This window comes from Dokdonia sp. Hel_I_63 (genome assembly GCF_007827285.1).
Taxonomy (GTDB): Bacteria; Bacteroidota; Bacteroidia; order Flavobacteriales; family Flavobacteriaceae; genus Dokdonia.
This window is the reverse complement of the sequence record NZ_VISD01000001.1, coordinates 1,804,302-1,829,062: the sequence shown is the minus strand read 5'-3', so window position 1 is coordinate 1,829,062 and position 24,761 is coordinate 1,804,302. Positions and strand designations below refer to the sequence as shown.

Below are 24,761 nucleotides of genomic sequence, written 5' to 3'. Positions count from 1 at the left end.
ACTAGTCGTTTTCTTTTACAATCACAACAGTTGCTGTATAGCCAGATGCTAGAAACCAGGTGTTTGAAGAAATCACCTTTTTCATATCATCATACATCACAAACTGTGCGGTATTTGCTCCTACAGAGCCCTGATTAAGTGCCTTAATTTCTATTTTATTAAATCCTTTCTTAAGGTCTAGATAAAATCCTTGAAACTGACCTTCAAGAAATATTCTAGGATGTACGATCGTATCATTTACACTCACGCTTACTAGATCTCCATCTACTGCGCCGTGATCTCTGTATGTAAAGTTTACAAATTTGGATCCGCTTTTAAAGTCTCCTAAATTTTGATTTCTAAAATATTCTGGACGAAGTTTTTCTATATCTTTTTCTTGAGAATTATTCATCTTGTTTTCAAGAGCAGTATAAGTTTTTTCGGCAAAGTCGGTGCCTTCCATAAAGTTAATCTCTCTTTTCTCATTTGATTTAAAAGGATCTTTAAGTTTTATTTTACTTTTAAAAATAAGAGAACCAGATTGTACATCACTACTCTTTTTTCTTGCCATAGGTGCTATAAACACAGGCGCTGGAACATCATTAGGCTGCTTTCCCTTAATTTCTATAGAAGCACTTGGCGCATCTATTTGAGCTTGTGCACTTAGAGATACTAAGAGTAAGGCTAGTAATGGAAGAGCTTTAATTGATATGAGGAAAGTGCTTTTCAAATAGTAAGTGAGTCGATGTAACATTTTAGAGTTATGGCTTCCATGCATATTTACCATAAAGTATGCCATTGTTGATTAAAATTACGCTTTCGCGAAAGCGTACCAGCAAACAAACGCAATCAAAGATAAAATATTTGAAATTTATAGCTCAATATATCAGTTGGCAAAATTTGTTGTTCATTACAACGTATTAAGAAATAAATTGAAATGTAATGCGTTCTAACCACATCAAACAAATGAACACTTATGAAACTACGTGCATTACTTGCTCTTTTTGTCTTAGCCTCTTTATCTTTCTCTTGTAGCTCAAGAGACGACGATGGAAATAGCACAACAGATATAGACTGTCTCAACTTAGGAACCCAAGAGCTTGATATTACCATACAAGAATCTTTTACCACACTACCTTCTAAGGTATCTGTTTTCTTTAAAGTAAATGGTAGTGACGGTAGTCCCGTAGCAGGATTAACACCTTCTAATTTTACAATTTTTGAGCAAGGCCGTAATGACGATTGCTATAATGAAATTTCAAATTCTGAGGCATCTGGCGCGATATCTCCAAATGCTCAGATTTTTTCAAATAACACACTGCTAGTGTTAGATTTAAGTAACAGTGTCTTGAGTACAAGCTTACAAGAACTTAAGCAAGCGTCAAGCAGTTTCATAGCTAATGTAATGCCAGCAATTCCTACAGATTCTTTTAAAATGGCTATTTACTGGTTTGATGGAGAAGATGTTCTTCATGAATTACAACCACTCACCACCAGTGCAGCGGTGCTACAAGAAGCTATAGATGGAATTACAGAGGATATCAGTAATGATCCCTCAACAGATTTATATGGTGCCGTAATTAAAGCTACCGAAATTGCAGATGATATTATTGACGTTTCTGAAAATGAAGAACTTTTTGCAGCAGCCTCTGTAGTAATTTTTACAGACGGAACAGATCAGGCAGCTAGATATACAGAACAAGAGGCAGTAGATGCTGTTTCTGATGCAGATGATGATATAAGCTTCTTTACTATAGGTCTTGGCTCAGAGATAGATGAAGGCATACTTTCTAAAATAGGACAGACAGAAAGTGTATTTGCATCTAATGCAGCAGAACTAGAATCTGTATTTAATGATATTTCTACTGGAGTAGCAGGACAAGCAAATAGTTTTTACTTGTTTGAATACTGCAGCCCTAAACGTGATGGAAGTGGTATGAATAACCTTGTGATTCAAGTAATTAATGGCGGGCAAGATGGTCTAGTTCAAACTTCTTTTGATGCTACAGGATTCACTAGTGGTTGTGAATAGGTTTTTAAACTACTCAATTTGAGTAGTTAATCGACTTAAAAGATGGCTTTATGGATTGATATGATTACAAAATTCTATTGTTCACTATTGATTTTAGACAATAGTATATCTTTGTATTATGCTAGTATCAGAATCAAACCTCAACAACGGATTAGAAGATGTTTATATCTTAAAAACAGGGACTTACTATTTTTTTGAAGATTTTATTATCTCAGAAATCAATGAAGGTTTACTGTTTGATTGGGAGATGGCGCAAGAACTTATTAATCTAGCCGAAAACCATTACGGTAAAAATAACAAGGTAGCATACATATCTAACCGTATACACTCGTATTCTTTAGTGCCTCAAGATTGGCTGAAGTTTTTTAAGGCTCGCAATTCTATTAGTGCGTTTGCTGTAGTCTCATATAATGAAAAAGAAAAATCTGATATCCTTATAGAACGCCTTTTTTTTAAGTCTAAAATCAAAAAATTCTTTGACTTAAATGAGGCGGTAACATGGGCTATAGAACAGCAGAAAGAATATAAGATAAAAAAAACTACAGCTTGATTTTAGTTTCGAGTACTGGAGAATTATAATAGTTAATCTCAAGTATATCCATTCTCTTATAATGCTTATTTAATCGCTTCTTATAAGAATCCCAATTATAATTACTGGGGTTACTCCAGCCTAATTCAGCGTGACCTATGAGTCTTGGAAAAGCAAGATACTCAATATCATCAGAGGATTTTATAGTCTCAGACCACAAAGGAGATTCAATACCCAACACTTGTGAGACAAGAACATTTTTAAAAATTTGTGATGGATTCCAGATATAAGCGCTATCTAACTCAACCGTTCCGGCCCAAGTAAGTCCTATAGGTGACTTCTTTGTGTATTTCATATCAAGATACATACGCTTTGCAGGAGATAAAATAACTTTTGCACCTTGAGCAAGTCCTCGCGATGCGGTAGTGGTTCTTTGCCAGTGTTGTACTATGTAGGTGCTATCTATCCCAGCACTTTCTATCTCTTCCCAGCCTATCACTTGTTTATTACACTTCTTTACTATCGGAAACACTTTATTGAGAAATATATTATAATCCTTTTTTGAAGTGACGTGAGATTCATCACCTCCTAGATGTATATATGGCCCAGGGGTCATTGCTGCTATTTCCTTTATCACATCTTCTACAAATGTGTATGTAATATCTTTATCTACGCATAAGGTGCTAAAACCTACACGCATTCCCTTATACAGCTTTGTGGCTTTACCATTACAGTTGAGCTCGGGATAAGATGCCAGTGCTGCATTTGTATGTCCAGGCATGTCAATCTCTGGGATCACCGTAATAAATTTTGATTGAGCATAAGCTACAATCGATTTATAATCTTCTTGAGTATAAAATCCAGGGCGTTCATTACGCACAGACGAGCTCCCTCCTATTTCCGTAAGTTTAGGCCATGACTTGATCTCAATACGCCACCCTTGGTCATCGGTTAAGTGTAAGTGTAATTTATTAAGTTTATAAAATGCCATTTGATCAATGAGACGCTTTACTTCATCTACCGTAAAAAAGTGACGTGCAACGTCTAGCATCATGCCTCTATACTCGTACTGCGGTTCATCAACAATTTTTAGTCCGGGGATTACCAGACTATCAATCTGCTTTCCTACGATAACAGCATCTGGTAATACTTGCAATAGCGTTTGCATACCTCTAAAGACACCAGTAGGTGTAGACCCAGCAAGTGACAGCCTCTTATTATTTATAGCAAGTACGTAGCCCTCTGGAGAAGATATACTATCACTAGACACCATATCAAACGAGATAACATTTTGCTTTACCTCATCATCACCACTCTTTAATGGAAAAGCTGTGTTCTTTAATAATTTTTTAAACTGGGAAGCAATCGCTTTAATTTCTGGTAGCGTATCGCTAGTAACAACTGTTTCCTGATCAAATAAAAAGCCATAATCCTCTGCAACTATCTGATCTGGAATTGGGATAAGAACGAGCTTTTCAATACTTGTTTGCACAAGAGGTTTCTCCTTTTTACAAGAGAAAAATGAGAAACAAATAACTAGCACTAAAAATCTCAAAGCCATAACTTGATTAATTTAATCTATAATAACCACACTTAAGATATGCTCCTTCAGGAAAACTAATAGGGTGATCGCTATCATGGTAGGTTTTACCTTCAACCGTAAACTTGCGATCTGCCTTTTTTATATTGAGTTCACAGATATCAAAAAATGCCTCTGCTTCTACTCTAGATGAGCAAGAAGCTAATACGAGCATCCCTCTTTTTGATGTTAACTTAGTTCCTAATTGAGCAAGTCTAGCATAACTATTTCTAGCCGTATTTACTTCCTTTGCGCTCTTTGCAAAACTTGGTGGGTCTATCACAACGATATCATACTTCTCACCTTCATCTATAAGTTGCTGTAAACCAACAAAGGCATCTATAGCAAGAATTTTATGATTACCAGCATGCTTATTGAGTTTACCATTATCTAGAGCAACCTGTAATGCCTGAGCACTAATATCAAGACTCAACACCTCTGTTGCTCCTCCTGCAAGTGCATGTACAGAGAATCCTCCAGCATAGCTAAAGACATCTAGCACAGTCTTACCCTTTGCCATGTCTCCTACTCTTTTTCTATTGTTACGGTGGTCTAGAAAGTAACCTGTTTTATGCCCATGAATCACGTTTGCCGAAAATTTCACACCGTGTTCCACAAAACGAACTACTTCTTTTTTGAGCGTTCCATAAATCACTTGTCCATCTGTAAACCCATGTGATTTACCTTTGGCCACGTTTCGACTTAAGCGTAATACCATCGTATTTGCTTTTGAGGTTTCAATAAGCTCAGGTAATATTTCTTCTAGATATGGAAACCAAATGGCGCTGTAAATTTTTACAACAATGACATCGTCATAAACATCTGCAATGAGCCCTGGGAAACCATCATTCTCGCCAAAGATGAGACGATAACTATTGGTATTTGTTCTCAATAGTTGTTTTCTCAAGGAGAATGCTTCCTTTATTCTAGTTTTAAAAAACTCTTCATTTATAGTTGCCGGCACATTACTGAGAACCTTTATTCGTATAGGAGAATCTGGATCATACAATCCTATTCCAAACACTTTATCAGATCGATTATCAAAAAGAATGGCAATGTCGCCGGAGCTTCCAGCTTTATTAAGCTTTGCTATACTATTTTCAAAAATCCAAGGATGTCCTTGTTTTACAAGCTTTTCGGCATTTGTTGTGAGGTGTACTGCAAGTCTCTTTGTCTTTATTTGAGGTAAATCTATCATGTAAGATGTAGTATTATGAAATTACGCTTTCGCGAAAGCGTGAAAAAAACCAAATTAATCGTAATTTTCCAGTATGAGAATGTATCGCACGCTTTTTTTAGTAGTATCGGCCCTTTTTTTTCTAACCTTCCAAAGTGATGATGAAAGTCCGCTGGTAAATATAGACCAGTTTGACTCAACTTTTGCATACGATGTACGTTATGCAACAGATGATAATTTTTTAAAACAAACAGTTTATGACTGTGTGCAATGCTTACTCATACCCGAGGTGGCAGAGGCGCTTGTAGATGCAAATAATTACTTCTGTGAGTTAGGCTACATGGTAAAACTTTATGATTGCTACAGGCCATTATCTGTACAGAAAAAGATGTGGGAGATATACCCTAATCCAGGTTACGTAGGAAATCCATATGGTAGTGCCTCCATACATAATCGTGGTGCTGCTATAGATATGACTATTGTTAAGCTTGATGGCACTCCGCTAGATATGGGGAGTGACTATGACTTTTTTGGTAAAGCTGCTCATATTGATCATCCACATAATGAGACCATAACTGCAAATAGAAAGCAGCTATGGTCTGTTATGAAAAAATTTGGCTTCTCACCTATTCGTACCGAGTGGTGGCATTTTAATTATGATGCAAAGAACTATGGTCTCAAAGTGCTCGACATCGATTTTGACTGTGAGTAATTTTATTTAGGATCTAGCAATTGCTCTATGCGTGCAATGGCATCTTCATAGTGATATTTTGTAACCGTATTCACATTGCTATTACGCGCTGAGCGTAGTTTACTACGCAGTTTTCCTAGTTCACCTCTTACTAGCGGTCGCACATCTGATACACTCACATCGTAATATAGAGTTCCTTCAAAACCAGATCTTCCAGATCTAGCTTTTGGACCTTGGTCCGTCATTAAAAACTCCATTCTATCTAAGTAAGAACGCTGTAAATTACGACGATAAAGATCTACCGAAGTGCCTCTGCTAGTTTCTGACCAGATACCATTTCTAAGGTCTGACAGCATATCAAGAGCGCTATAGTAATCTGTTTGCGTAGTCTCTGCATCTATAAGACGACCTATCCTATCAAAACTTAAGATTCTATTTAAATAGCGTGATTGTGTTCTTCTCACCTTTTCTGCATATCCTGCGTGATCTATGTTTTGCATGATCGCTGGATCTACAAGCCATGTAGGAGTTTCAAAAAGATTGTTTTGTAACCAGCTCATAGATTCTTTTTGTGCAGCTTTATCTAGGTGCGTATACACTACTCCAGATTGAGAAGGCATTTTAATATCTTCAAAAACTCCTCCTATATTTGTAACTACATGACCTACAAATCTGCTATAAACACCTACAAGCTCTCCATAAAGCTCTTCTAGATCTCCATAGTCGTTTGTTTTATCTGACGTCCAACTTGGAAGATTTTGTGCTACATAACGCAAGTTTTTAATTCCGTAAGTACTTGCTTTTACAGGATCATTACCTATAGATTCCGTCTGTGATTGCGGATCAAAACTACTGGACTGTCGTCCAAATTTAAAACGGGGATCTCCAGCTTTTTCTTGAATCCACTTATTAAGTGTTCCTTTTTCCATTAACGGTGAAGAAGCTTCTGGCAACCAGCGGTAACCCCAGTTAGTCGCATAATGATCATAAGGTCCCATCTGGCGCACAAAACGGATGTTTGTATCTCCTGGCTGCGCTATATAATTATATCTAGCATAATCCATAAGACTAGCTGCTATCCCATTTTCTTGAGTAAAAGCTCCGTCTCTGTAAGATTCTACATCATAAGCATAACTTGCTGCCATGTTATGTGGAAAACCTAATGCGTGCCCTACCTCATGAGCAATAACCATACGCATCATCTCTCCTATCTCTTCCTCTGGAGTATCTAGCGTTCTAGCGCTTGGGTTTGCTGCTCCTGTTTCAAGGAGGTATCTATTTCTATAACTGCGCAGGTGATTGTGATACCAGATAATATCACTTTCTATAATCTCACCACTTCGAGGATCTGATACACTTGGCCCTACGGCATTACGCGTAGTACTTGCCACATATCTCACAACAGAGTATCTTATATCTTCTGGGCTAAAATCTGGATCTTCTTCTGGTGTAGGAGCATCCTTTGCAATAATTGCATTTTTAAAACCTGCAGTTTCAAATGGCTTTTGCCAGTCTTCTATTCCCTGTTTGATGTACTCTCTAAGGCTTTCTGGTGTTCCTGGGTCTAAGTAGTAGACAATAGGCTTTACTGGATCTACCAGCTCACCTCTTTTATACGCTTCTGGATCACTAGGCTCTAGTCTCCAGCGACGTATGTATGTTTTCTCATCTGCTTTTAAAGCATCGCTTCCATAATCAAACTGATTTACAGTAAAAAAACCAACACGTGGGTCATACAATCTAGGTTGCATTGCCACCTCTGGAAGTAAAATCATAGATTGATTTACTTGCAAACTGATACTCTCTGCAGAACGTTCTGTAGGTGGTTCTGAGGCATCATACGTAAAGTCTTGCTTTACTTCAATGTTTTCTGGAAAACTCTTAACACTGTTGATAAAGCTACGGCTACCATCAAGTTTTTTTACTTTGTATTCTTTACGTAAACGACCAGATAGCGGACTAATCGCTTTTACGTCTGTAGAAAATAATTTTGTAACATCAATGACTACGGCAGTAGAGTCTTGATTGAACGTTTCTACATCAAAAGCATATAATGTAGGTTCATAATTGTTTACTCGTACAGAGTTGCTTATCGCCTTGCTACTATCTGCAATGTTGGTGTATGACTTTATCTTAAGTAAGACCTTATCTTGAAAACGCTGCCAGTGTACAACTTGCTCGTTAGTTTTTGAACCAGCATTCATGTATCCTCCACCTAATCCATTAGGGATTTGAGCTATACGAGTGACCCATAGCATGTCTTTTTCAAGCGCCGTAAATGGGATTTCATAATAGAAATTATTCTTTACCTTATGTACTTGAAATAAACCAGAATCTGTTACTGCTTCTTTTGTAATTACATCAGTATATGATTTGATTGCATCCTTATCAGCTTTCTTAGGAGTTGCAACCTGCTCTTTCTTGTTTTTTAACTTACGTTTTCTTAATTCTTTGCGTTGTGCAAAAGAATCTTGAACATTAAAAAAGGTGACAATGAGACAAAGGAGTAGTATTCTTTTCATGGAGTTTGTTTAAAGTACTCCGAAAATAAGAATTGACTGCAATGAGCAAGATTAATTTTAGATAACATTAACAGAATACGGTCGTATTAACATTAGTGTTTATCACTCGCTATTTGTCCAGTCTATCTTTTACAAATTCTATTTGCTTTTTACCATGCGCTAGGGCTTTTCCATCTTCATCTAGACCTACCATTACAATACGCTCAATGCTTATGATAATCTCTCTAGTCATCTTATTGCGCACCTCGCATCTCAATGTGAGTGATGCTGTACCAAAAGCAGTAGCTTCAATCCCTATCTCAATAATATCACCTATTTTGGCACTAGAGCGAAAGTCTATCTCACTCATGTACTTTGTAACCGTCCTAGGATTTTCTAGTTGGATGATGGCATAAAGCGCCGCTTCTTCATCAATCCATTCTAAGAGCCTTCCGCCAAAGAGTGTTCCATTAGGATTTAAGTCTTCAGGTTTTATCCATTTACGTGTGTGAAAATTCATAATATCTAGGTTGAGATTTATTTAAAGTTAGTAAAAAGATGTGTCACGCTTTCGCGAAAGCGTACTTAAAAAACTCATTTTACCAGATCATCAATAATCTTCATAAATATGAACAGTATTTATGAAATGGCTACCATAAAATTGACATTATAAATGCTTAAGAATCTCGCTGGACATTCCAAAAGACTTGAAACGCTCGTGAGTAATCTCTATATCTACCTGCTCATGCGCCCATGTAGTATGGAAAGGAATATGAAATGCATGACCTCCTATTTCTAAGACTGGCAGCACATCAGACTTTAATGAATTACCTATCATAAGAAAAGATGTTGGGTCTATATCAAGGTGTTTTACAAGCTTGAGATAATTTGCTGGCTGCTTGTCTGACATTACTTCTATATGATGAAAATATTTTGAAAGTCCAGATTTTTCAAGTTTACGCTCTTGATCGAGAAGATCTCCCTTAGTAGCCACTACAAGTTTATACTTATCAGATAGCTGCTCTAGCACCTCTTCAATACCAACAATAAGATCTACCGGAGCGTTAAGCATTTCTTTACCTATATCTATAATGCTTGCAATAATCTCATTAGTCACCTTCCCCTCAGAAACTTCTTGCGCACATTCAATTAGTGATAATGTAAAGGGCTTTATCCCGTATCCGTAAAGAGAGAGATTGCGCATTTCCATTTCAAAAAGTCGTTTTTGGCACGACTCATAGTCAATGTAAGGACTCAATAATTTACATACCTCATCTTCGGCATCACGAAAGAAAGTTTCATTGACCCATAAGGTATCATCTGCATCAAAAGCAATTGTATGAATGTTGTTCATGGTATTATTTTAAGCACGCTTTTGCGAAAGCGTAAATCTCTTAGTCTAATTCGTAAACACGTACATAATCTACTTCCATTGCTGCTGGAAAAATAAGGTCGTCTACCTCACCTCCAAGATTACCTCCTACGGCAATATTGAGTATAAAATAGTACTCCTTCATAAAAGGCCAGTTTTCATTATTATAATCTTCTGGACGATCTATGGTAAGCGTGATGTTATCTGGGCTGTCTATGTAAAATTGAAGTTGATCTTCTTTCCACAGCAATCCATAAATGTGAAATTCCTCTTCAATAGTAGGAAGCGCAATAAAATCTGTTGAAATTTGGGTTCCATTAGAGTGGTTATTTGCAACGCTGTGTATGGTTTGTAATACTTGATCTGGATTCTTACTTACGTACTCCATCACATCAATCTCACCACACTGTGGCCATCCTATCTCTGTAATATCTGCACCTAGCATCCATAGGGCAGGCCAGATACCTTTTCCTTTATAATCTGGCATCTTTGCTCTGATGGCTACGTGACCGTATTGCACTTTCTGAGTACTAGTAATTCTAGCAGAAGTATAATCACCTACTTTTTGACCTTCGCCCTCTTTCTTTACTATAATTTTGAGAGACCCGTCTGCCACCTCAACATTATTCCCATCTGTATAATTTTGTAATTCGTCATTTCCCCACCCAGTAGCACCTGTTTTGTAATTCCACTGCGAGGTATCTACAGTTGTACCGTTAAACTCTTCGCTCCACTTTAACTTTTTAGTTTCTGTTGCTTCTTGAGAAGATGATTCTACTTGTTCAACATTACTCTCTAAGTCATTGTTGTTTTGATTTGTTTCTTTACAGCTCACAATAGCTGTAAAAAGAAATATTAGAAGGATGCTATTTTTCATGATAATAGGGTGTGAATTTGTAAAGTTTAAAAATACAATATAAGTGTAACAATCATAAATGTAATGGGTCAATATGAGTAAACAACCACACCATGAAATACGTTATTCTATTATGTATAATTTTAATGGCTTCTTGTGCACAAGTCGAGCCAAAAATCTCTGAAAATCCGTCTGTTGCTAGCTATGACTCTTTCTATAACCAAGAAAGGGCTAAGGTACTTGTAGTGGGTACATTTCATTTTGATTATCCTGGCCTCGATGAAGTCAAAACTGCCGAAAGTGATAAAATAGATATTCTTACAGAGCCTAAAAAATCTGAAGTAACAGCGCTAGTCAACTATATAAAGCGCTTTAATCCTACTAAAATTGCTATAGAAGCTTTTCCTGAGTGGAACACGAACGAGAAATTTAAAGATTACAAGAAAGGACTCAAAAATAATGAGCGCGATGAGCGCTACCAGCTTGCCATGCGTATTGCGCAAGAGTTATCTATAGACTCTTTATATCCCGTGGATGCTGGAAATATGCGAAGCGAACTATGGGAAAGAGATTCTATTACTTTTAAAGAGCTTTTTGGAAAGATAGATTGGGAAGTATCTGATCCATACTGGAAAATGGCCGAAAAATCTTTTGAGCAAGATGATAGACTTACGAAGGAATTACCACTCCTCGATTATTTTAAAAGAATGAATACGAGAGCCGCTCATAATTTTAATTATGGTTTGTACTTAACAGGTTCTTTTGAAACTGGCGATGGTCAAGGAGCAGATCACCTTGCTACTTGGTGGTATGATCGTAATCTTAGAATCTTTAACAACATCCAGAAAATCACTAATGATAATAATGATAGGGTTTTGGTAATAATAGGTAATGGTCATGCATCGATACTTAGACATCTTTATGAAGCCTCTCCAGAATTTGAATACATAGAATTTGATAGTTTATAGGTGTAAACACTATATAACTCCTAATTGAAACTCTGACTATTATTTGATGCTCCAGGAGTACTAGTCGCAGAAGTTGTCCAGCTAAAATTAGCATACATATTACCTGGCCCACCGGTAAGTTGTAGAGATTCGCCTGCGGGGTTTGTACCCTCTTCTTCTACTCCTATATCTATAGAAGTTATTCCCGCTGCCACTCCAGCCGTCGCAGTAAACGCACCTTCATAACTTAAAAACTGAATGAGTTTACCAGCAGGATTTACAAGTGCGATACCATCAGGAGATGGTCCGCCGTTTTGAATTCCACCAGGTGGATAATTAATGACTATAAAGCCAAAACCATTTCCCGTATCGTTAGCTATAAGCCCCGAGAGAGACATAGTGTTATATGGAGAGGTATTATTCCCATTATACAACACCACAGAATATCCATTTATATCTAATCCTGCAATACCAGCGACTTCTATAAATTCACCAGCGTCTACTCCTGCATTGTCATAATGTATTTCATTTATCCAAATATCTGTTCTTGCAGGAATCTCTGAAGCACATTTTATATGTCCCCAAAATTCTCCATTAAAAATATCAATACATCCAGTAGCTTCTACATAGACCATCATACCTTTATCTGCTATAGTTGTTGGTATACCATCCCTAGCTGCATCAGATGGAATTCGTGGTGGCATAAAACCTAAATAAGCTCCCGCACCATCTACCTGACTACTTACTTCAAGCATCGACTTTTCTGAGGGGTTTCTTGTCCCTACTCCTACTTGGCCTACTACAACAAATGAATAGAAAATCACTCCAATTACACACAAACACTTTTTTGAAAAACTCATAATCTTCTAATTAAAAGTTTGCCCTACATTCTTTACACCTGCTGTGCTTTGACCTGCGGCACTTATACTCCAAGCAAAATCTATAAAAGAATTACCTGATCCAGTAAGATGTATAGATTGTGTTGCTGTTGTACTTGTGTTCTCTACTACACCTACATTAATTGATGTAAGTCCGTTTGCTGGTCCACCAGTAGCTGTGATAGTTCCTTCATAACTCAAAAACTGTATCACTTTACCATCCGGACCTACTAGCGCAAAGCCACTAGTGTCATTTCTTAAATTGCTAGCATCTACAGAAACCGCTCCGAAGCCATTTTCTTCATCATCTATAGTGCCTGAGAGCGTTAGAATATCACCATAGGGTTGTCCAGTATCCGCACGATATCTCACCAAGTAATAACCCGAGATATCTAAACCTGCAGGCCCTGCAATTTCTATGAACTGATTTACATCTGTCCCACTATTTGTATAATGAAATTCATTGATCCAAATGTCTGAGGGTCCTCCAGAGCAATAAATACTTTCCCATGCTGTGCCTGTCCAAAAGTCTAAACAGCCAGTTTCTTCTACAAAAACCATTAGGCCTATATCTGTAGTAGTAGGTGCAATACTTACTTGATTTGCCGTAGTTGCTACTCTAGGAGGTATAAACCCTTTATAAGCACCAGCTGTAGTAACACCACTAATTTCGAGCATAGCAGCATCAGAGGGTGTAGTGGTTCCTATACCAACTTGGGCATACGAAAATGTAGTTGCTAGTAGCAACAAAGAAAACATAAAGACTTTCATAACTATGATTTTAAACATCATAGCTAAGCAATTAATTTACAATGTAGTAGTTTGGGATTATGAAAGTAATGAAGATTTATCTTACAAAATATAATTACATGTAATTTTCGGCTAACTACCTATTTTTCAGGATTAAAGGCGTCGTCTGGATTTACTGTATCATCATAATTGAGCATTCCTTCCGTTTTTGCAATAATAGAAGAAACCGTTGCATCTCCTGTAACATTTACCACCGTTCTACACATATCAAGAATACGGTCTACAGGAAAGATAATCGCAATCCAAGCTGGATTTAAATCTACAGAACCTAGAACAATAATTAGCATCACAAGTCCAGCACTAGGTACCGCTGCAGATCCTATAGAGGCTAGTGTCGCCGTGAGCACGATTGTAAGTTGTTGCCCTATCGTAAGATCAATCATGTGAAGTTGTGCCAGAAAAACAACTGCTACAGCTTGGTATAAAACGGTACCATCCATATTTACTGTAGCACCTATAGGGAGTACAAAACTTGTTATTTTCTTATCTACTCCTAGATTATCCTCCACACACTCCATCGTTACAGGAAGTGTCGCAGCGCTACTTGAGGTAGAGAAAGCTGTAGTTTGTGCAAGTCCCATTGCTTTAAAAAAGCCTTTATAAGGAATAGTACGCACAAAGATTTTAATAATAAGTGGGTACATCACAAATACCATAAGCATTAAGCCTAAGAACACTGTAAGTGAGTACCATGAAAGTCCTTTAAATATTTCAACCACCTTACCTATATCGTCACCTGCCATCTTACTTATGACACCCGCTAATAATGCAAACACGAAAAATGGGGAAGCTTGCATCACAAAATCTACCATCTTTAAAAAGACCTCCATCACACTATCTACTAGTTTAATGACTGGTCCAGACTTTTCTTTAGGAATAAACAACAAGCTAATCCCAAAAAATATGGCAAAGAAGATAATTTGCAACATTAAACCATTATCAGTAAGTGCTTTAAAGAAGTTTTGAGGCACAAGATCAATAAGAGGCTGTAAAGGACCAGCGTCTTTAGTCGCATTTGCAGTTTTCATTTTTTCTGCAACAGTAGCATCTTCTCCTTTAGATTTTACGAGTTCATTTACACGTCCTGCGCGTTCCATAAATTGAGGATCTTGTAAATAATTTACGCCATCCTTAATTTCTACACCTTGTTCTTGAGCCCATAGCTCATAGCTTATTCTATTATCTATACGACTCTCTTGATCTACAAGGGCACCAGGTTTTACAATATTTACAAGTGTTAGCCCTAATCCTACAGCTAGTAATGTTGTGATGAGGTAAGCTAGAAGTGTTTTTCCACCCATTCTACCTAGACTAGAAGGATCACCTATACCAGCAACTCCAGCTATGATAGAAAACAGAACTAAAGGAACTGCAATAAGCTTTAAAAGGTTGATAAAAATAGTTCCAAAAGGAGCAATCCAATTAATCGTAAAATCACTTAATCCTACCGAAGAAGACACTAGTGCCCAAACCACACCTAAAATTAATCCAATAATAATCTTCCAGTGTAGTGCTAATTTTTTCATAGGTAGTAGTTCCTTCTTGAATGAAAACCCAACTAGTGAGTTGAAAATGTGATGTTTAAATTTATTTCAAAATACTATAAATCCCTCGGAGGCAAACAGCTTTACTACTTACCATTCCTCGCAATTTTATTTCTACAATCTAATAGATTTATCTCGTAGTACAAAATCTGCAATAACAAGTGCTGCCATCGCCTCTACAATAGGTACTGCACGAGGTACTACACACGGATCGTGCCTTCCCTTTCCTTGCATTTCCACTACTTCCCCAGCGGCATTTATAGTTTCTTGCTTTTGCATTACAGTTGCAACTGGCTTAAATGCCACCTTGAAGTAAATGTCCATTCCGTTAGAAATACCTCCTTGAACACCGCCACTCAGGTTAGTTTTAGTAGTTCCGTCTGTATTAAAATGATCGTTATGATCACTGCCTTTCATAGTCGCCCCTTCAAAACCGCTTCCATATTCAAACCCTTTTACAGCATTTATTGATAGCATTGCTTTTCCTAGCTCTGCATGAAGTTTATCAAAAACTGGCTCTCCAAGACCTACTGGCACATTTTGTATTACACAAGTAATAACACCTCCTATGGTGTCACCTTGTTTTTTTATTTCTTTAATTTTTTCTTCACACGCTTTCGCGAAAGCGGCATCTGCACACCTAACATCATTTTTTTCAATCTCGCTAAAGTCAAGATCTTGATATGGTGTATCCATAGATAAATCTCCCACAGCACTTGTAAATGCGTGAAAGGATATGCCCTTCAAAAATTGTTTTGCAATAGCTCCAGCTACAACGCGACTGGCAGTTTCTCTAGCCGAAGATCTTCCTCCGCCACGGTAATCACGGTTACCGTACTTCTTGTCATATGTATAATCTGCGTGACTAGGTCTGTAAGTATCTTTAATATGTCCGTAATCCTTAGATTTCTGATTAGTATTAACAATCTGAAACCCAATAGGCGTTCCCGTTGTTTTATCCTCAAAAATTCCTGATAAGAAATCTACGGTATCTGGCTCCTTACGTTGTGTTACAATCTTAGATTGACCAGGCTTACGACGATCTAAATCATGTTGAATCGCATCAAAGTCAATACTCAAACCGGCAGGACATCCATCTATAATTCCACCTATAGCCTTACCATGTGATTCACCAAAAGTTGTGACCTTAAATATAGTTCCGTACGTATTACCTGCCATCGTATGTGTTTTTAACAAATGTAAATTGAAAAGGCCATAATCAAAAGCTAAAAACTCACTTAATGATTAATTAACTTGGTCTCTATTAAATAACTATAACTTTTATACTTCTTAACATCTACTTTACCATCCTCTCTTAAAATCTAAAGATCTTACAAGCAAAACAATCTCGGTGAAAAGACCCGTAGAAATTGCTGTACTATCAGACATTCATCTAGGCACTTACGGCTGCCATGCTGCAGAAGTCTGCCAATATTTAAATTCTATCACACCAGAAATACTCATCTTAAACGGTGATATCATTGACATCTGGCAGTTTAGAAAACGTTTCTTCCCTAAAGAGCATCTCAAAGTCATTAAAAAAATAATCACACTTGCTTCTAAGGGAACTCACGTGTATTACATCACAGGTAATCATGATGAGATGCTTAGAAAATTTAGTGATGCTACTATGGGAAATATTCACCTTATCGATAAGCTTGTGCTTAATCTAGATGGTAAAAAAGCTTGGTTTTTTCATGGTGATGTTTTTGATGTTTCTATACAGCACACTAAGTGGATTGCAAAACTAGGCGGATGGGGTTATGATTTTTTAATTCTATTTAATAGACTCCTCAACAAATGGCTCGTAAGTACGGGAAGAGAAAAGTATTCTCTCTCAAAAAAGATCAAAAACAGTGTAAAAGGAGCAGTGAAGTTTATCAATGATTTTGAAACAACAGCAACAGATCTTGCTATCGAAAATAATTTTGATTACGTTATCTGTGGTCATATACATCAACCAGCAAAACAACAAGTAAACACTCCGAAAGGAAGCACACTTTACCTAAATAGCGGCGACTGGATTGAAAACTTGAGCTATCTAGAGTACCATAACCGTAAATGGAGTCTCAACTACTACAGAGAAATCCAGCCTAAAAAATCGCATAACAGCTCAAAAATTCTCCTAGAGCCCAGAATGTTCAAACCAGATATTCTTAATTAATACTCAATAGCCACGTACCATTAATTACTACTCTAAAAGCGCATCGCGTAACACGGTTACAGGATGCACAGCGACTCGTGCTGTACCGTCTTTAATCTGATGCCTACAGCTTGTACCATTGGCTACAATAATAGTCTCACCATCTGCTTTTCTTATCGCAGGAAATAGCGTTTGCTCGCCTACTTTCATACTCAGCTCATAATGCTCTTTTTCATACCCAAAACTACCTGCCATCCCACAACAACCAGAAGGTATAATAGTAGGAGTATAATTTAAAGGAAGATTAAGAATGGCAAACGTATGTGACACAGAGGAAAGTGCTTTCTGGTGACAGTGACCATGTATTTTTAGTTTTTTGGCTTTCGCCGAAAATTGCTCGGAGGTAATAACACCTCGTTTGATTTCACTATGTAAAAACTCTTCAATTAAAAATGATTGTACCGAAAGCTTTTGGGCAACCTCCACATCATCTGCAAGCCTTAGATACTCATCTCTAAATGACAAAATAGCCGAAGGTTCAATACCTAGAATTACAGTGTCTTCTGCTAAATCCTTGAATAGTGCAATATTCTTATTTGCCAGTGTCTTTGCTTCCTCAAGAAATCCTTTTGAAATGTAAGAGCGCCCACTATCATGGTTTATCACTACTTCCACCTCATAACCAAGGCGACGTAACAGCGTTAAAGCATCTTGACCAATATTTCCATCTAGAAACTGAGTGAATTCATCAATATATAAAATAACCTTTATCGCGCTGTTCAATTTCTGATTTACACTAAAATTAGCTTTTCCAGATACATCTGCAGGATCTGAAAATACATTTAATAAAGGTAGACTTCGCTCATGTGCTATTCCCAAGCTAGCTTTTGCTATCCCTGCAGTTATCCTAAGTAGCGTATTATATATTTTAGGAGAAAATGCTCCTAGCTTATTGATTTTAGTGGTATTTGCAAATAATTTAGTACGAAGACTGCTCCCGTTAGCTTTCTGATATTGATACTCAAACTCAGCTTTTAATGTAGCTACATCCACATTACTAGGGCACTCACTAGCACAGGCTTTACAGCTTAAGCAAAGGTCAAAGACCTCCTTTAACTCTGTATGATCATATTTATTAGACTTATTTGATGTAGTAAGAAACTCCCTTAAGGCATTTGCTCTTGCTCTTGTTGTATCCTTCTCGTCTCTTGTTGCTCTGTAACTAGGGCACATCGCACCTCCTGCGCTTGGTAATTTTCTACAATTGCCGCTTCCATTACATTTTTCGGCAAGTCTTAGAATTCCTTGGTTATCCTCAAAATTCATGAGTGTCTCTACCGCTGGCTCTTTGCGATCTACTTCATACCTCAAGCTTTCGTCCATCGGGAAAGCATCGATTACTTTTCCAGCATTAAATACTTGATGAGGGTCAAAAGCTTTTTTTACAGCTTTCATTACCTCATAATTCTCATCACCTACCATCATAGAGATAAACTCTGCTCGCACGATGCCATCTCCATGCTCGCCGCTCATAGAACCATTGTATTTTTTAACCAGATGCGCTACATCTGTAGTTATCTGTCTAAAAAGTGCTACATCTTGTGACGTTTTGAGATCAAGAATAGGACGTAAATGTATTTCTCCCGCACCAGCGTGGGCGTAGTACACGGCATCTTGCTCATGTCTTTTCATGAGCGCAGTAAATTCACTTATATATGGTGCAAGATCATCTAGTGCTACCGCTGTATCTTCTATACATGCCACGGCCTTTCTATCACCTATCATATTCCCAAGCAAGCCAAGACCAGCTTTGCGCAGATCCATTGCTTGTACAATCTGATCTCCTTGTAATATAGGATATGCATATCCTTGCCCATCCTGCTGTAAACTATCTATAAGCTCTTCTGCCTGCTGCATGGCCCCTTCAAGAGTAGCATCCCTTAACTCGAACATTAATATTGCTGCTGGGTCGCCTTCTATAAAAAATCTATTTTTCTCTTGCTCCCGATTGTTCTTAGTACAATCTAGGATCACCTTGTCCATCATCTCACAAGTATAAAGATCATGCTTCATGGCGGGTACCACAGCCTGTAAACATGAATCTAAATCCTTGTAATGCCCTGCAACCATAACACCAGAAGCAGGCGGTAGCACATCTAACTGCAAGGTGATCTCTGTGGTAAATGCAAGTGTACCTTCACTACCAGATAATAGTTTACAGAAATTAAAAGGTTTTCCATGCTCTTCAAATGGTGCGGTACTAGCGATTTCATCAAGTGCGTAACCCGTATTTCGGCGATGGATTTCAGGTTTTGGAAACTGCTCTTTAATCTCATTGCGAACGATACTTTGAGAAAAGTAATCATTTGTTCTTTTGTAAATGGAACCTTCCAAGTTGTCAAGGTTCAATTTTTGGCGAAAGCCAACTGCATCCACTTCTTCAAAAATAGCCTCACTACCATCAGATAATACCGTCTTTAATCGAACAACTTTATCTCTTGTAACACCGTACTTAATACTAGTGGTTCCAGATGAGTTATTTCCCACCATTCCACCTATCATACATCTGTTTGCAGTAGACGTATTTGGCCCAAAAAACAAACCATGGGGCTTTAAAAACAAATTGAGTTCGTCTCTTATAACACCAGGTTGTACTGTTACCTGCTGCTTGTCTTTATCAAAGTGAATAATCTCTGTAAAATGCTTAGACACATCTACCACAATACCATCGCCCACACATTGCCCAGCAAGGGAGGTTCCTGCCGTTCTTGGGATAAGGGTGATGTGTTGCGCTTTCGCGAAAGCGCATAATTTCTTAATATCATTTACCGTCTTAGGAAATGCAACAGCAAGCGGAATTTTGCGATATACAGAGGCATCTGTGGCATAGATAATCTTATGTAGTTGATCTACATGCAAATCACCTTCTAACTGACTTTCTAATTTTTTAAGACCCATTTTCATTAAGATAAATGTAACTAAAACTTTATGTAGCTCTTAACGTTATTACTATATAATTACTAATAGTTTTACCGACTCAAACAAACAATGACAATGAAAAAAACACTAATTATTGCCCTGCTTTTTCTAGGATTAAGTGGAATAATTTATGCTCAAGAAATCTCTCCTAATGCAATAGGATTGAGAATTGGAGACAACGACGGATTCAGTACAGAAGTAAATTACCAAAGAGCTTTAAGTGAAAACAACAGACTAGAATTAGGACTAGCTTGGAGATCAGGAAACAACTTTGACGCAGTAAAAGGAACAGGAATTTACCAGTGGGTATGGAACATCGATGGCGGTTTTAACTGGTATGCAGGTGTAGGTGCCGCTGTAGGTGCTTTTGATGTAGATAACGACGCTCCTTTCTTTGACGATGATGACAATGAGTTTTTTGTAAACGCAGCTGGAGATATAGGTATTGAGTATCGTTTTGATATCCCATTACTATTATCGCTAGATTTTAGACCAGAAATAGGGATACTAAATGACTTTGATGATGATCTAGAATTTGACGTAGCGTTAGGAATACGTTACCTATTTTAATCAAGAGACTTTTTCTAAAGCTCTCTTATAAAGAGATTCATAAAGCGGCACAATGTTTTGTATATCAAACTTGGCCGCTTCTTTTCTTGCGTTTGTTTTGAACTTTGCAAGCGTATCATCATCTTCTAAGATTCTGATAGCATTTTGAGCCATATCTGCAATGTTACCGACGTTAGATAAGTAACCGGTCACTCCATCTACATTTACTTCTGGAATACCGCCTGCATTACTTGAAATCACAGGGACACGATTTACCATAGCTTCTAGCGCCGCAAGTCCGAAGCTTTCTGCTTCAGATGGCAGCAGGAATAAATCAGAAAAACATAAGATTTTATCTACTTCATTACTGTTTCCTAAGAAACGTACTTTATCTTCTATACCTAGTTCTTTTACGCGTTCCTCTGCAGCTTCTCTTTCTGGACCTTCACCTACCATAAGTAGCTTAGAAGGAATTTCTAGTTGCAAACGATAGAACACCTCAATCACGTCTGAGATGCGTTTTACCTTTCTAAAATTACTCACATGCGTAACAATACGCTCCCCTTCATTTGCCATTAAATCACGCTGGCACTCTGTAAAAGTATCTGTTATTGCACCAAAATCTATAAAATTAGGCACCACATCTATCTCTCTAGTAATTTCAAAAAGCCTTAGCGTATCCTGTTTTAAACTTTCTGACACGGAGGTTACAACATCACTATTATTGATGCTAAAACTTACCGCAGGGCGATAAAATGGGTGACTACCTACAAGCGTAATATCTGTACCATGTAGCGTCGTTACCATAGGCACATGGATTCCTTCTTGCTTGAGCATTTCCTTTGCCATGTATCCTGCATATGCGTGAGGAATCGCATAGTGTACGTGTAAAATATCAATTTTTTCTTTCTTAATAATTTTTACCAGCTTACTAGAAAGTGCTAGCTCATATGGCTGATAATGAAAAAGCGGATAATCTGGAACGTTTACCTCGTGAAAATGAATATTGTCATTTAATAAAGCTAGGCGTACAGGTTGCTTATATGTTACAAAATGTACTTCGTGACCTCTTTTTGACAGGGCGATTCCTAGTTCTGTTGCTACTACTCCACTTCCTCCAAAGGTTGGGTAACAGACAATTGCAATTTTCATAACAGGATTTTTGATAGATTTCTTTTTTGCTTTCGCGAAAGCGCACTCACATCATATCACCTACAATACGAGTATATAAATAGCACTTCAAATTTAATCAATTAAAGCATTATAAATGACTTCTTGAATTTGGGTTCTCAAACCAGATTTTATGAGGGCACGGTTATCCATAGTGGGGAATGTTCTATTTGATAGAAACACATAGACAAGTTCGTTTTCTGGATCTGCCCAAGTGTATGTACCCGTAAAACCACTGTGCCCAAAACTCGTCATAGGCACACAACCACAGGTAGGACCACCACCGCTCAATTGTGGCTTATCAAAACCCACACCTCGTCTAACATTATTATCACAGTAATAACAAGTATTAAAGCGATCCATAGTCTCTTTTGAAAAATAGCGCTTACCACCATAATAACCATTTTGAAGATACATTTGCATCATTTTGGCAACGTCATTTGAGTTTGAAAATAATCCAGCATGACCTCCAATATTACTCTGCATAGCCGCTCCCATGTCATGTACATAGCCTTGCACTTTCTGGTTGCGCCAGTAAGAGTCATTTTCTGATGGTACAATCATATCTTTAGCATACTTACGCAATGGTCTGTAGCCAGTAAAATTTGCTCCTAATGCATTATAAAAATGTGATCGTGTAATTTCATCAAGATTATCATTGTAGTGATCTTCTAGAAATTTTTTCATCAAATAATAAGGAAGGTCACTGTACTTGTAAGAAAGCCTAGACCTAAGATCACTATCTGCTATTTTCTTTACTAGAGTATCACCGTATCCTGTGCGCAGGTACATTTTTTCGGCAACTTTAATATTATAATTTTCTGAGTATGCCGTGCTATAATAATCATCAAGTGGCTTTTTTGTAACAGAATCTAGTGTGCTGATATAAAAAGGGATCCATGCCTTAAAACGACCATAGTGTGATAGCGCATCTTTGAGTGTTATATTTGCTTTATTACTCCCTTTAAGTGCAGGAATAAGAGCGCCTAGTTTATTTTCTAATGCAATAGACCCTTCACTCTCAAGCTCCATCAATAAAGGTAAAGAAGCTAGTATTTTTGTCATAGAAGCAACATCATACATGTCTTCTGGACGTACAGCGCGCTTTTTATTGTAGGTGTGATATCCAAAGCTTTTATCGTAAATCACTTTACCACGGCGGGCAACTAGTACCTGAGCACCTGGCATCATCGCTCTTTTGATTCCAAGATTTACAAGGGAATCAATTTTGATATTAAGCGTATCTGAATCTACTCCTACCTCTTCTGGAATTCCATATGAAAGTCTTCTTAAAGTTCCAGATTGTAAACCTGTCCTTATTGGCGTTTTACCAAGAGAAACTGGTAGCCTTCCTTTACTAGGTATAGCTCCAAAAATAAGTTGGGCGCTTTTTTCTTGGGCTAGCTGGCTATTTTGATAACTGTGAATTATAGCCTCAATATCTGAGCTATTTTGCAAATCTAGCATTGCATAAGGTCTTACAAAAAGGTCTAAAACGACAGTTTTAGTTTTTGCTATCTCTGTAATCCATCTAATCTCTTCTGCCGAAAATTTATAGGACTTCCAAGGGTTTGCATTAGATCTATGAAAACCTATAATAACATAATTATAATCTTTTAATTCTTTCTGTGCAGCTTCAAGAGTTTTTGATTTTATCTCAGCCATCTGCGCATACTTGCGTAGTTGGAATTTAAATGCAGATCCATCATCATCACCTAAGCCTAAATAAGCAATCTTTTTCTGATCTATATTTACTACAGGAAGCACATTATTGTTATTCTTAGTAACGGTTATTGCGTTTTCTATAGCTTCACTATAAACCACGTCATCAATACGTGCATTAAGATCATCAAGAAGGTATTTTGTGACTACGGGTTTGTATTTATTTAAGCCCACTTTATACTTAGCATATAAAATTTTCTTTACCGAGTGCGCTAGTCTCTCTTCTGTAATCTTACCAGACTCAAGAGCCTTCATAATTTTGGCAGATGCAGAAGATACATCTTCACTTATCAATAAAATATCATTTCCTGCCTCAAAAGCTGCAAGATCAATATCTCCAGGCTCTTTAAAATTTGCAGCGCCTTTCATATTTAACGCATCTGTAAATATCAAACCGTGAAAGCGGTAATCTTCCTTAAGCATTTTTGTCACGATAGTAGGTGAGATACTTGTAGGCACTCCCACTTCTGGTACGAGAGCTGGCACATTAAGGTGTGCAACCATAATACTCGCAATACCGTTCTCAATAATTGGCTTATATGGATACATCTCTACACTCTGCAGACGTTCCTTAGTGAAGTTAAGCGTAGGTAGCGTTTTATGACTGTCTTTATCTGTATCACCGTGACCTGGGAAGTGTTTTGCGCTTCCTAAGACTCCAGCTTCTTGCATTCCTTCCATGAAGGCAATTGCTTTTTCTGTAACGTTGATTTTATCTTCGCCAAAAGATCTATTTCCTATAATAGGATTTGCGGGATTGATATTAATATCTACCACTGGAGCAAAATTAATATGTACCCCTAAACGCTTAGAATGCTCTCCTATACGCTTTCCTACTTTCCTTACAATATTATTATCTTGTATAGCTCCTAGCGTCATATTCCAAGGAAAAGCATAGGTACTATCTAATCTCATCGCAAGTCCCCACTCTGCATCCATCCCTATGAGAAGCTTCGTTTTTGCCAGTTCTTGAAATTCATTATTGAGTTTTGCTTGACGCATAGGCCCACCCTTAGAAAATATAAGTCCGCCTATGTGTTCTTCTTTGATAAGCTTTTTAATTTTATCAATTTTAGCCTTAGGATCACTAGAGAACACATCAACCATAAATAACTGTCCCACGCGTTCCTTTGGCGTCATTTGCATATAAACAGAATCTACCCATTTACGCTGTGCAATAATGTCATTTGCATAGAGCGGGTATCGCTCTTGAGCATAAGAAATTACGGAAACAAATAAGAAGAATAATATGGTGATAATGCGTCTAGGCGCCATAAATGCAATATTTTAAGTTGTAGAAACG

Annotated in this window: 20 protein-coding genes; 6 read left to right on the top strand and 14 right to left on the bottom strand. The window is 37.5% G+C overall.

What is annotated here, in order from left to right; genetic code table 11:
* Window position 1: 1 nt before the first annotated feature.
* Window positions 2–709 carry a hypothetical protein gene (locus JM84_RS08035; protein ID WP_144783598.1) on the bottom strand — a complete coding sequence of 236 codons (708 nt, stop codon included), beginning with the start codon at window positions 707–709 and terminating at the stop codon, window positions 2–4.
* 246 nt (window positions 710–955) lie between these two features.
* Here JM84_RS08035 and JM84_RS08030 point away from each other — a divergent pair, with 246 nt between their 5' ends.
* Both JM84_RS08030 and JM84_RS08025 read left to right on the top strand, forming a co-directional pair.
* Complete coding sequence (locus JM84_RS08030; protein ID WP_144783596.1) at window positions 956–2,011, top strand: vWA domain-containing protein; 1,056 nt, start codon at window positions 956–958, stop codon at window positions 2,009–2,011.
* 118 nt (window positions 2,012–2,129) lie between these two features.
* Window positions 2,130–2,561 (top strand): hypothetical protein, encoded by a 432-nt coding sequence (locus tag JM84_RS08025; protein ID WP_144783594.1) that lies wholly within the window; start codon window positions 2,130–2,132, stop codon window positions 2,559–2,561.
* Here JM84_RS08025 and JM84_RS08020 read toward each other — a convergent pair.
* Together JM84_RS08020 and JM84_RS08015 are read right to left on the bottom strand one after the other, a co-directional pair.
* A complete protein-coding gene (locus JM84_RS08020) occupies window positions 2,551–4,032 on the bottom strand; it encodes a beta-N-acetylhexosaminidase (protein ID WP_261375712.1) in 1,482 nt (493 codons plus the stop codon). The genes JM84_RS08025 and JM84_RS08020 overlap by 11 nt on opposite strands.
* A 76-nt stretch (window positions 4,033–4,108) precedes the next feature.
* A complete protein-coding gene (locus JM84_RS08015) occupies window positions 4,109–5,317 on the bottom strand; it encodes a class I SAM-dependent rRNA methyltransferase (RefSeq protein WP_144783591.1) in 1,209 nt (402 codons plus the stop codon).
* Between the two features lie 73 nt (window positions 5,318–5,390).
* Between JM84_RS08015 and JM84_RS08010 the strand changes: the two genes are divergently transcribed.
* Window positions 5,391–6,008 (top strand): M15 family metallopeptidase, encoded by a 618-nt coding sequence (locus tag JM84_RS08010; protein WP_144783589.1) that lies wholly within the window; start codon window positions 5,391–5,393, stop codon window positions 6,006–6,008.
* Between the two features lie 2 nt (window positions 6,009–6,010).
* On the opposite strand, the gene JM84_RS08005 is transcribed toward JM84_RS08010, so the two are convergent.
* The 4 genes from JM84_RS08005 to JM84_RS07990 form a co-directional block, all read right to left on the bottom strand.
* Entirely contained in the window at window positions 6,011–8,509 is a 2,499-nt protein-coding gene (locus tag JM84_RS08005) for a zinc-dependent metalloprotease (RefSeq protein WP_144783586.1), read from the bottom strand.
* Between the two features lie 109 nt (window positions 8,510–8,618).
* Complete coding sequence (locus JM84_RS08000) at window positions 8,619–9,008, bottom strand: acyl-CoA thioesterase (RefSeq protein ID WP_144783584.1); 390 nt, start codon at window positions 9,006–9,008, stop codon at window positions 8,619–8,621.
* 147 nt (window positions 9,009–9,155) lie between these two features.
* Window positions 9,156–9,842 carry an HAD family hydrolase gene (locus JM84_RS07995; protein ID WP_144783582.1) on the bottom strand — a complete coding sequence of 229 codons (687 nt, stop codon included), beginning with the start codon at window positions 9,840–9,842 and terminating at the stop codon, window positions 9,156–9,158.
* A gap of 40 nt (window positions 9,843–9,882) precedes the next feature.
* The gene (locus JM84_RS07990; protein WP_144783580.1) at window positions 9,883–10,737 is read right to left on the bottom strand and encodes a family 16 glycosylhydrolase; all 855 of its coding nucleotides are present in this window, start codon (window positions 10,735–10,737) and stop codon (window positions 9,883–9,885) included.
* Between the two features lie 92 nt (window positions 10,738–10,829).
* Between JM84_RS07990 and JM84_RS07985 the strand changes: the two genes are divergently transcribed.
* Window positions 10,830–11,684: a DUF5694 domain-containing protein gene (locus JM84_RS07985; protein ID WP_013749561.1), complete on the top strand. Its 855-nt coding sequence runs from the start codon at window positions 10,830–10,832 to the stop codon at window positions 11,682–11,684.
* 20 nt (window positions 11,685–11,704) lie between these two features.
* Here the strand turns inward: JM84_RS07985 and JM84_RS07980 are convergent, their stop codons facing one another.
* The 4 genes from JM84_RS07980 to aroC form a co-directional block, all read right to left on the bottom strand.
* Window positions 11,705–12,523, bottom strand: coding sequence for a lamin tail domain-containing protein (locus JM84_RS07980; RefSeq protein ID WP_144783577.1), 819 nt, complete (start codon window positions 12,521–12,523; stop codon window positions 11,705–11,707).
* A gap of 6 nt (window positions 12,524–12,529) precedes the next feature.
* A complete protein-coding gene (locus JM84_RS07975; protein WP_144783574.1) occupies window positions 12,530–13,312 on the bottom strand; it encodes a hypothetical protein in 783 nt (260 codons plus the stop codon).
* Window positions 13,313–13,431: 119 nt separating this feature from the next.
* Window positions 13,432–14,877 carry a dicarboxylate/amino acid:cation symporter gene (locus JM84_RS07970; protein ID WP_013749564.1) on the bottom strand — a complete coding sequence of 482 codons (1,446 nt, stop codon included), beginning with the start codon at window positions 14,875–14,877 and terminating at the stop codon, window positions 13,432–13,434.
* A 132-nt stretch (window positions 14,878–15,009) separates the two neighbouring features.
* Window positions 15,010–16,074 (bottom strand): chorismate synthase, encoded by a 1,065-nt coding sequence (gene aroC / locus JM84_RS07965; RefSeq protein ID WP_144783571.1) that lies wholly within the window; start codon window positions 16,072–16,074, stop codon window positions 15,010–15,012.
* 172 nt (window positions 16,075–16,246) lie between these two features.
* Between aroC and JM84_RS07960 the strand changes: the two genes are divergently transcribed.
* Window positions 16,247–17,059 carry a UDP-2,3-diacylglucosamine diphosphatase gene (locus tag JM84_RS07960; RefSeq protein WP_144783568.1) on the top strand — a complete coding sequence of 271 codons (813 nt, stop codon included), beginning with the start codon at window positions 16,247–16,249 and terminating at the stop codon, window positions 17,057–17,059.
* Window positions 17,060–17,086: 27 nt separating this feature from the next.
* Here the strand turns inward: JM84_RS07960 and JM84_RS07955 are convergent, their stop codons facing one another.
* On the bottom strand, window positions 17,087–20,002 hold the full coding sequence (locus JM84_RS07955) for an FAD-binding and (Fe-S)-binding domain-containing protein (protein ID WP_144783566.1): 2,916 nt from the start codon (window positions 20,000–20,002) through the stop codon (window positions 17,087–17,089).
* Window positions 20,003–20,092: 90 nt separating this feature from the next.
* Between JM84_RS07955 and JM84_RS07950 the strand changes: the two genes are divergently transcribed.
* The gene (locus tag JM84_RS07950; RefSeq protein ID WP_144783564.1) at window positions 20,093–20,587 is read left to right on the top strand and encodes a hypothetical protein; all 495 of its coding nucleotides are present in this window, start codon (window positions 20,093–20,095) and stop codon (window positions 20,585–20,587) included.
* On the opposite strand, the gene bshA is transcribed toward JM84_RS07950, so the two are convergent.
* Window positions 20,588–21,718, bottom strand: coding sequence for an N-acetyl-alpha-D-glucosaminyl L-malate synthase BshA (gene bshA, locus JM84_RS07945; protein ID WP_013749569.1), 1,131 nt, complete (start codon window positions 21,716–21,718; stop codon window positions 20,588–20,590).
* 93 nt (window positions 21,719–21,811) lie between these two features.
* Window positions 21,812–24,733 (bottom strand): glycoside hydrolase family 3 N-terminal domain-containing protein, encoded by a 2,922-nt coding sequence (locus JM84_RS07940; protein ID WP_013749570.1) that lies wholly within the window; start codon window positions 24,731–24,733, stop codon window positions 21,812–21,814.
* Window positions 24,734–24,761: the final 28 nt, after the last annotated feature.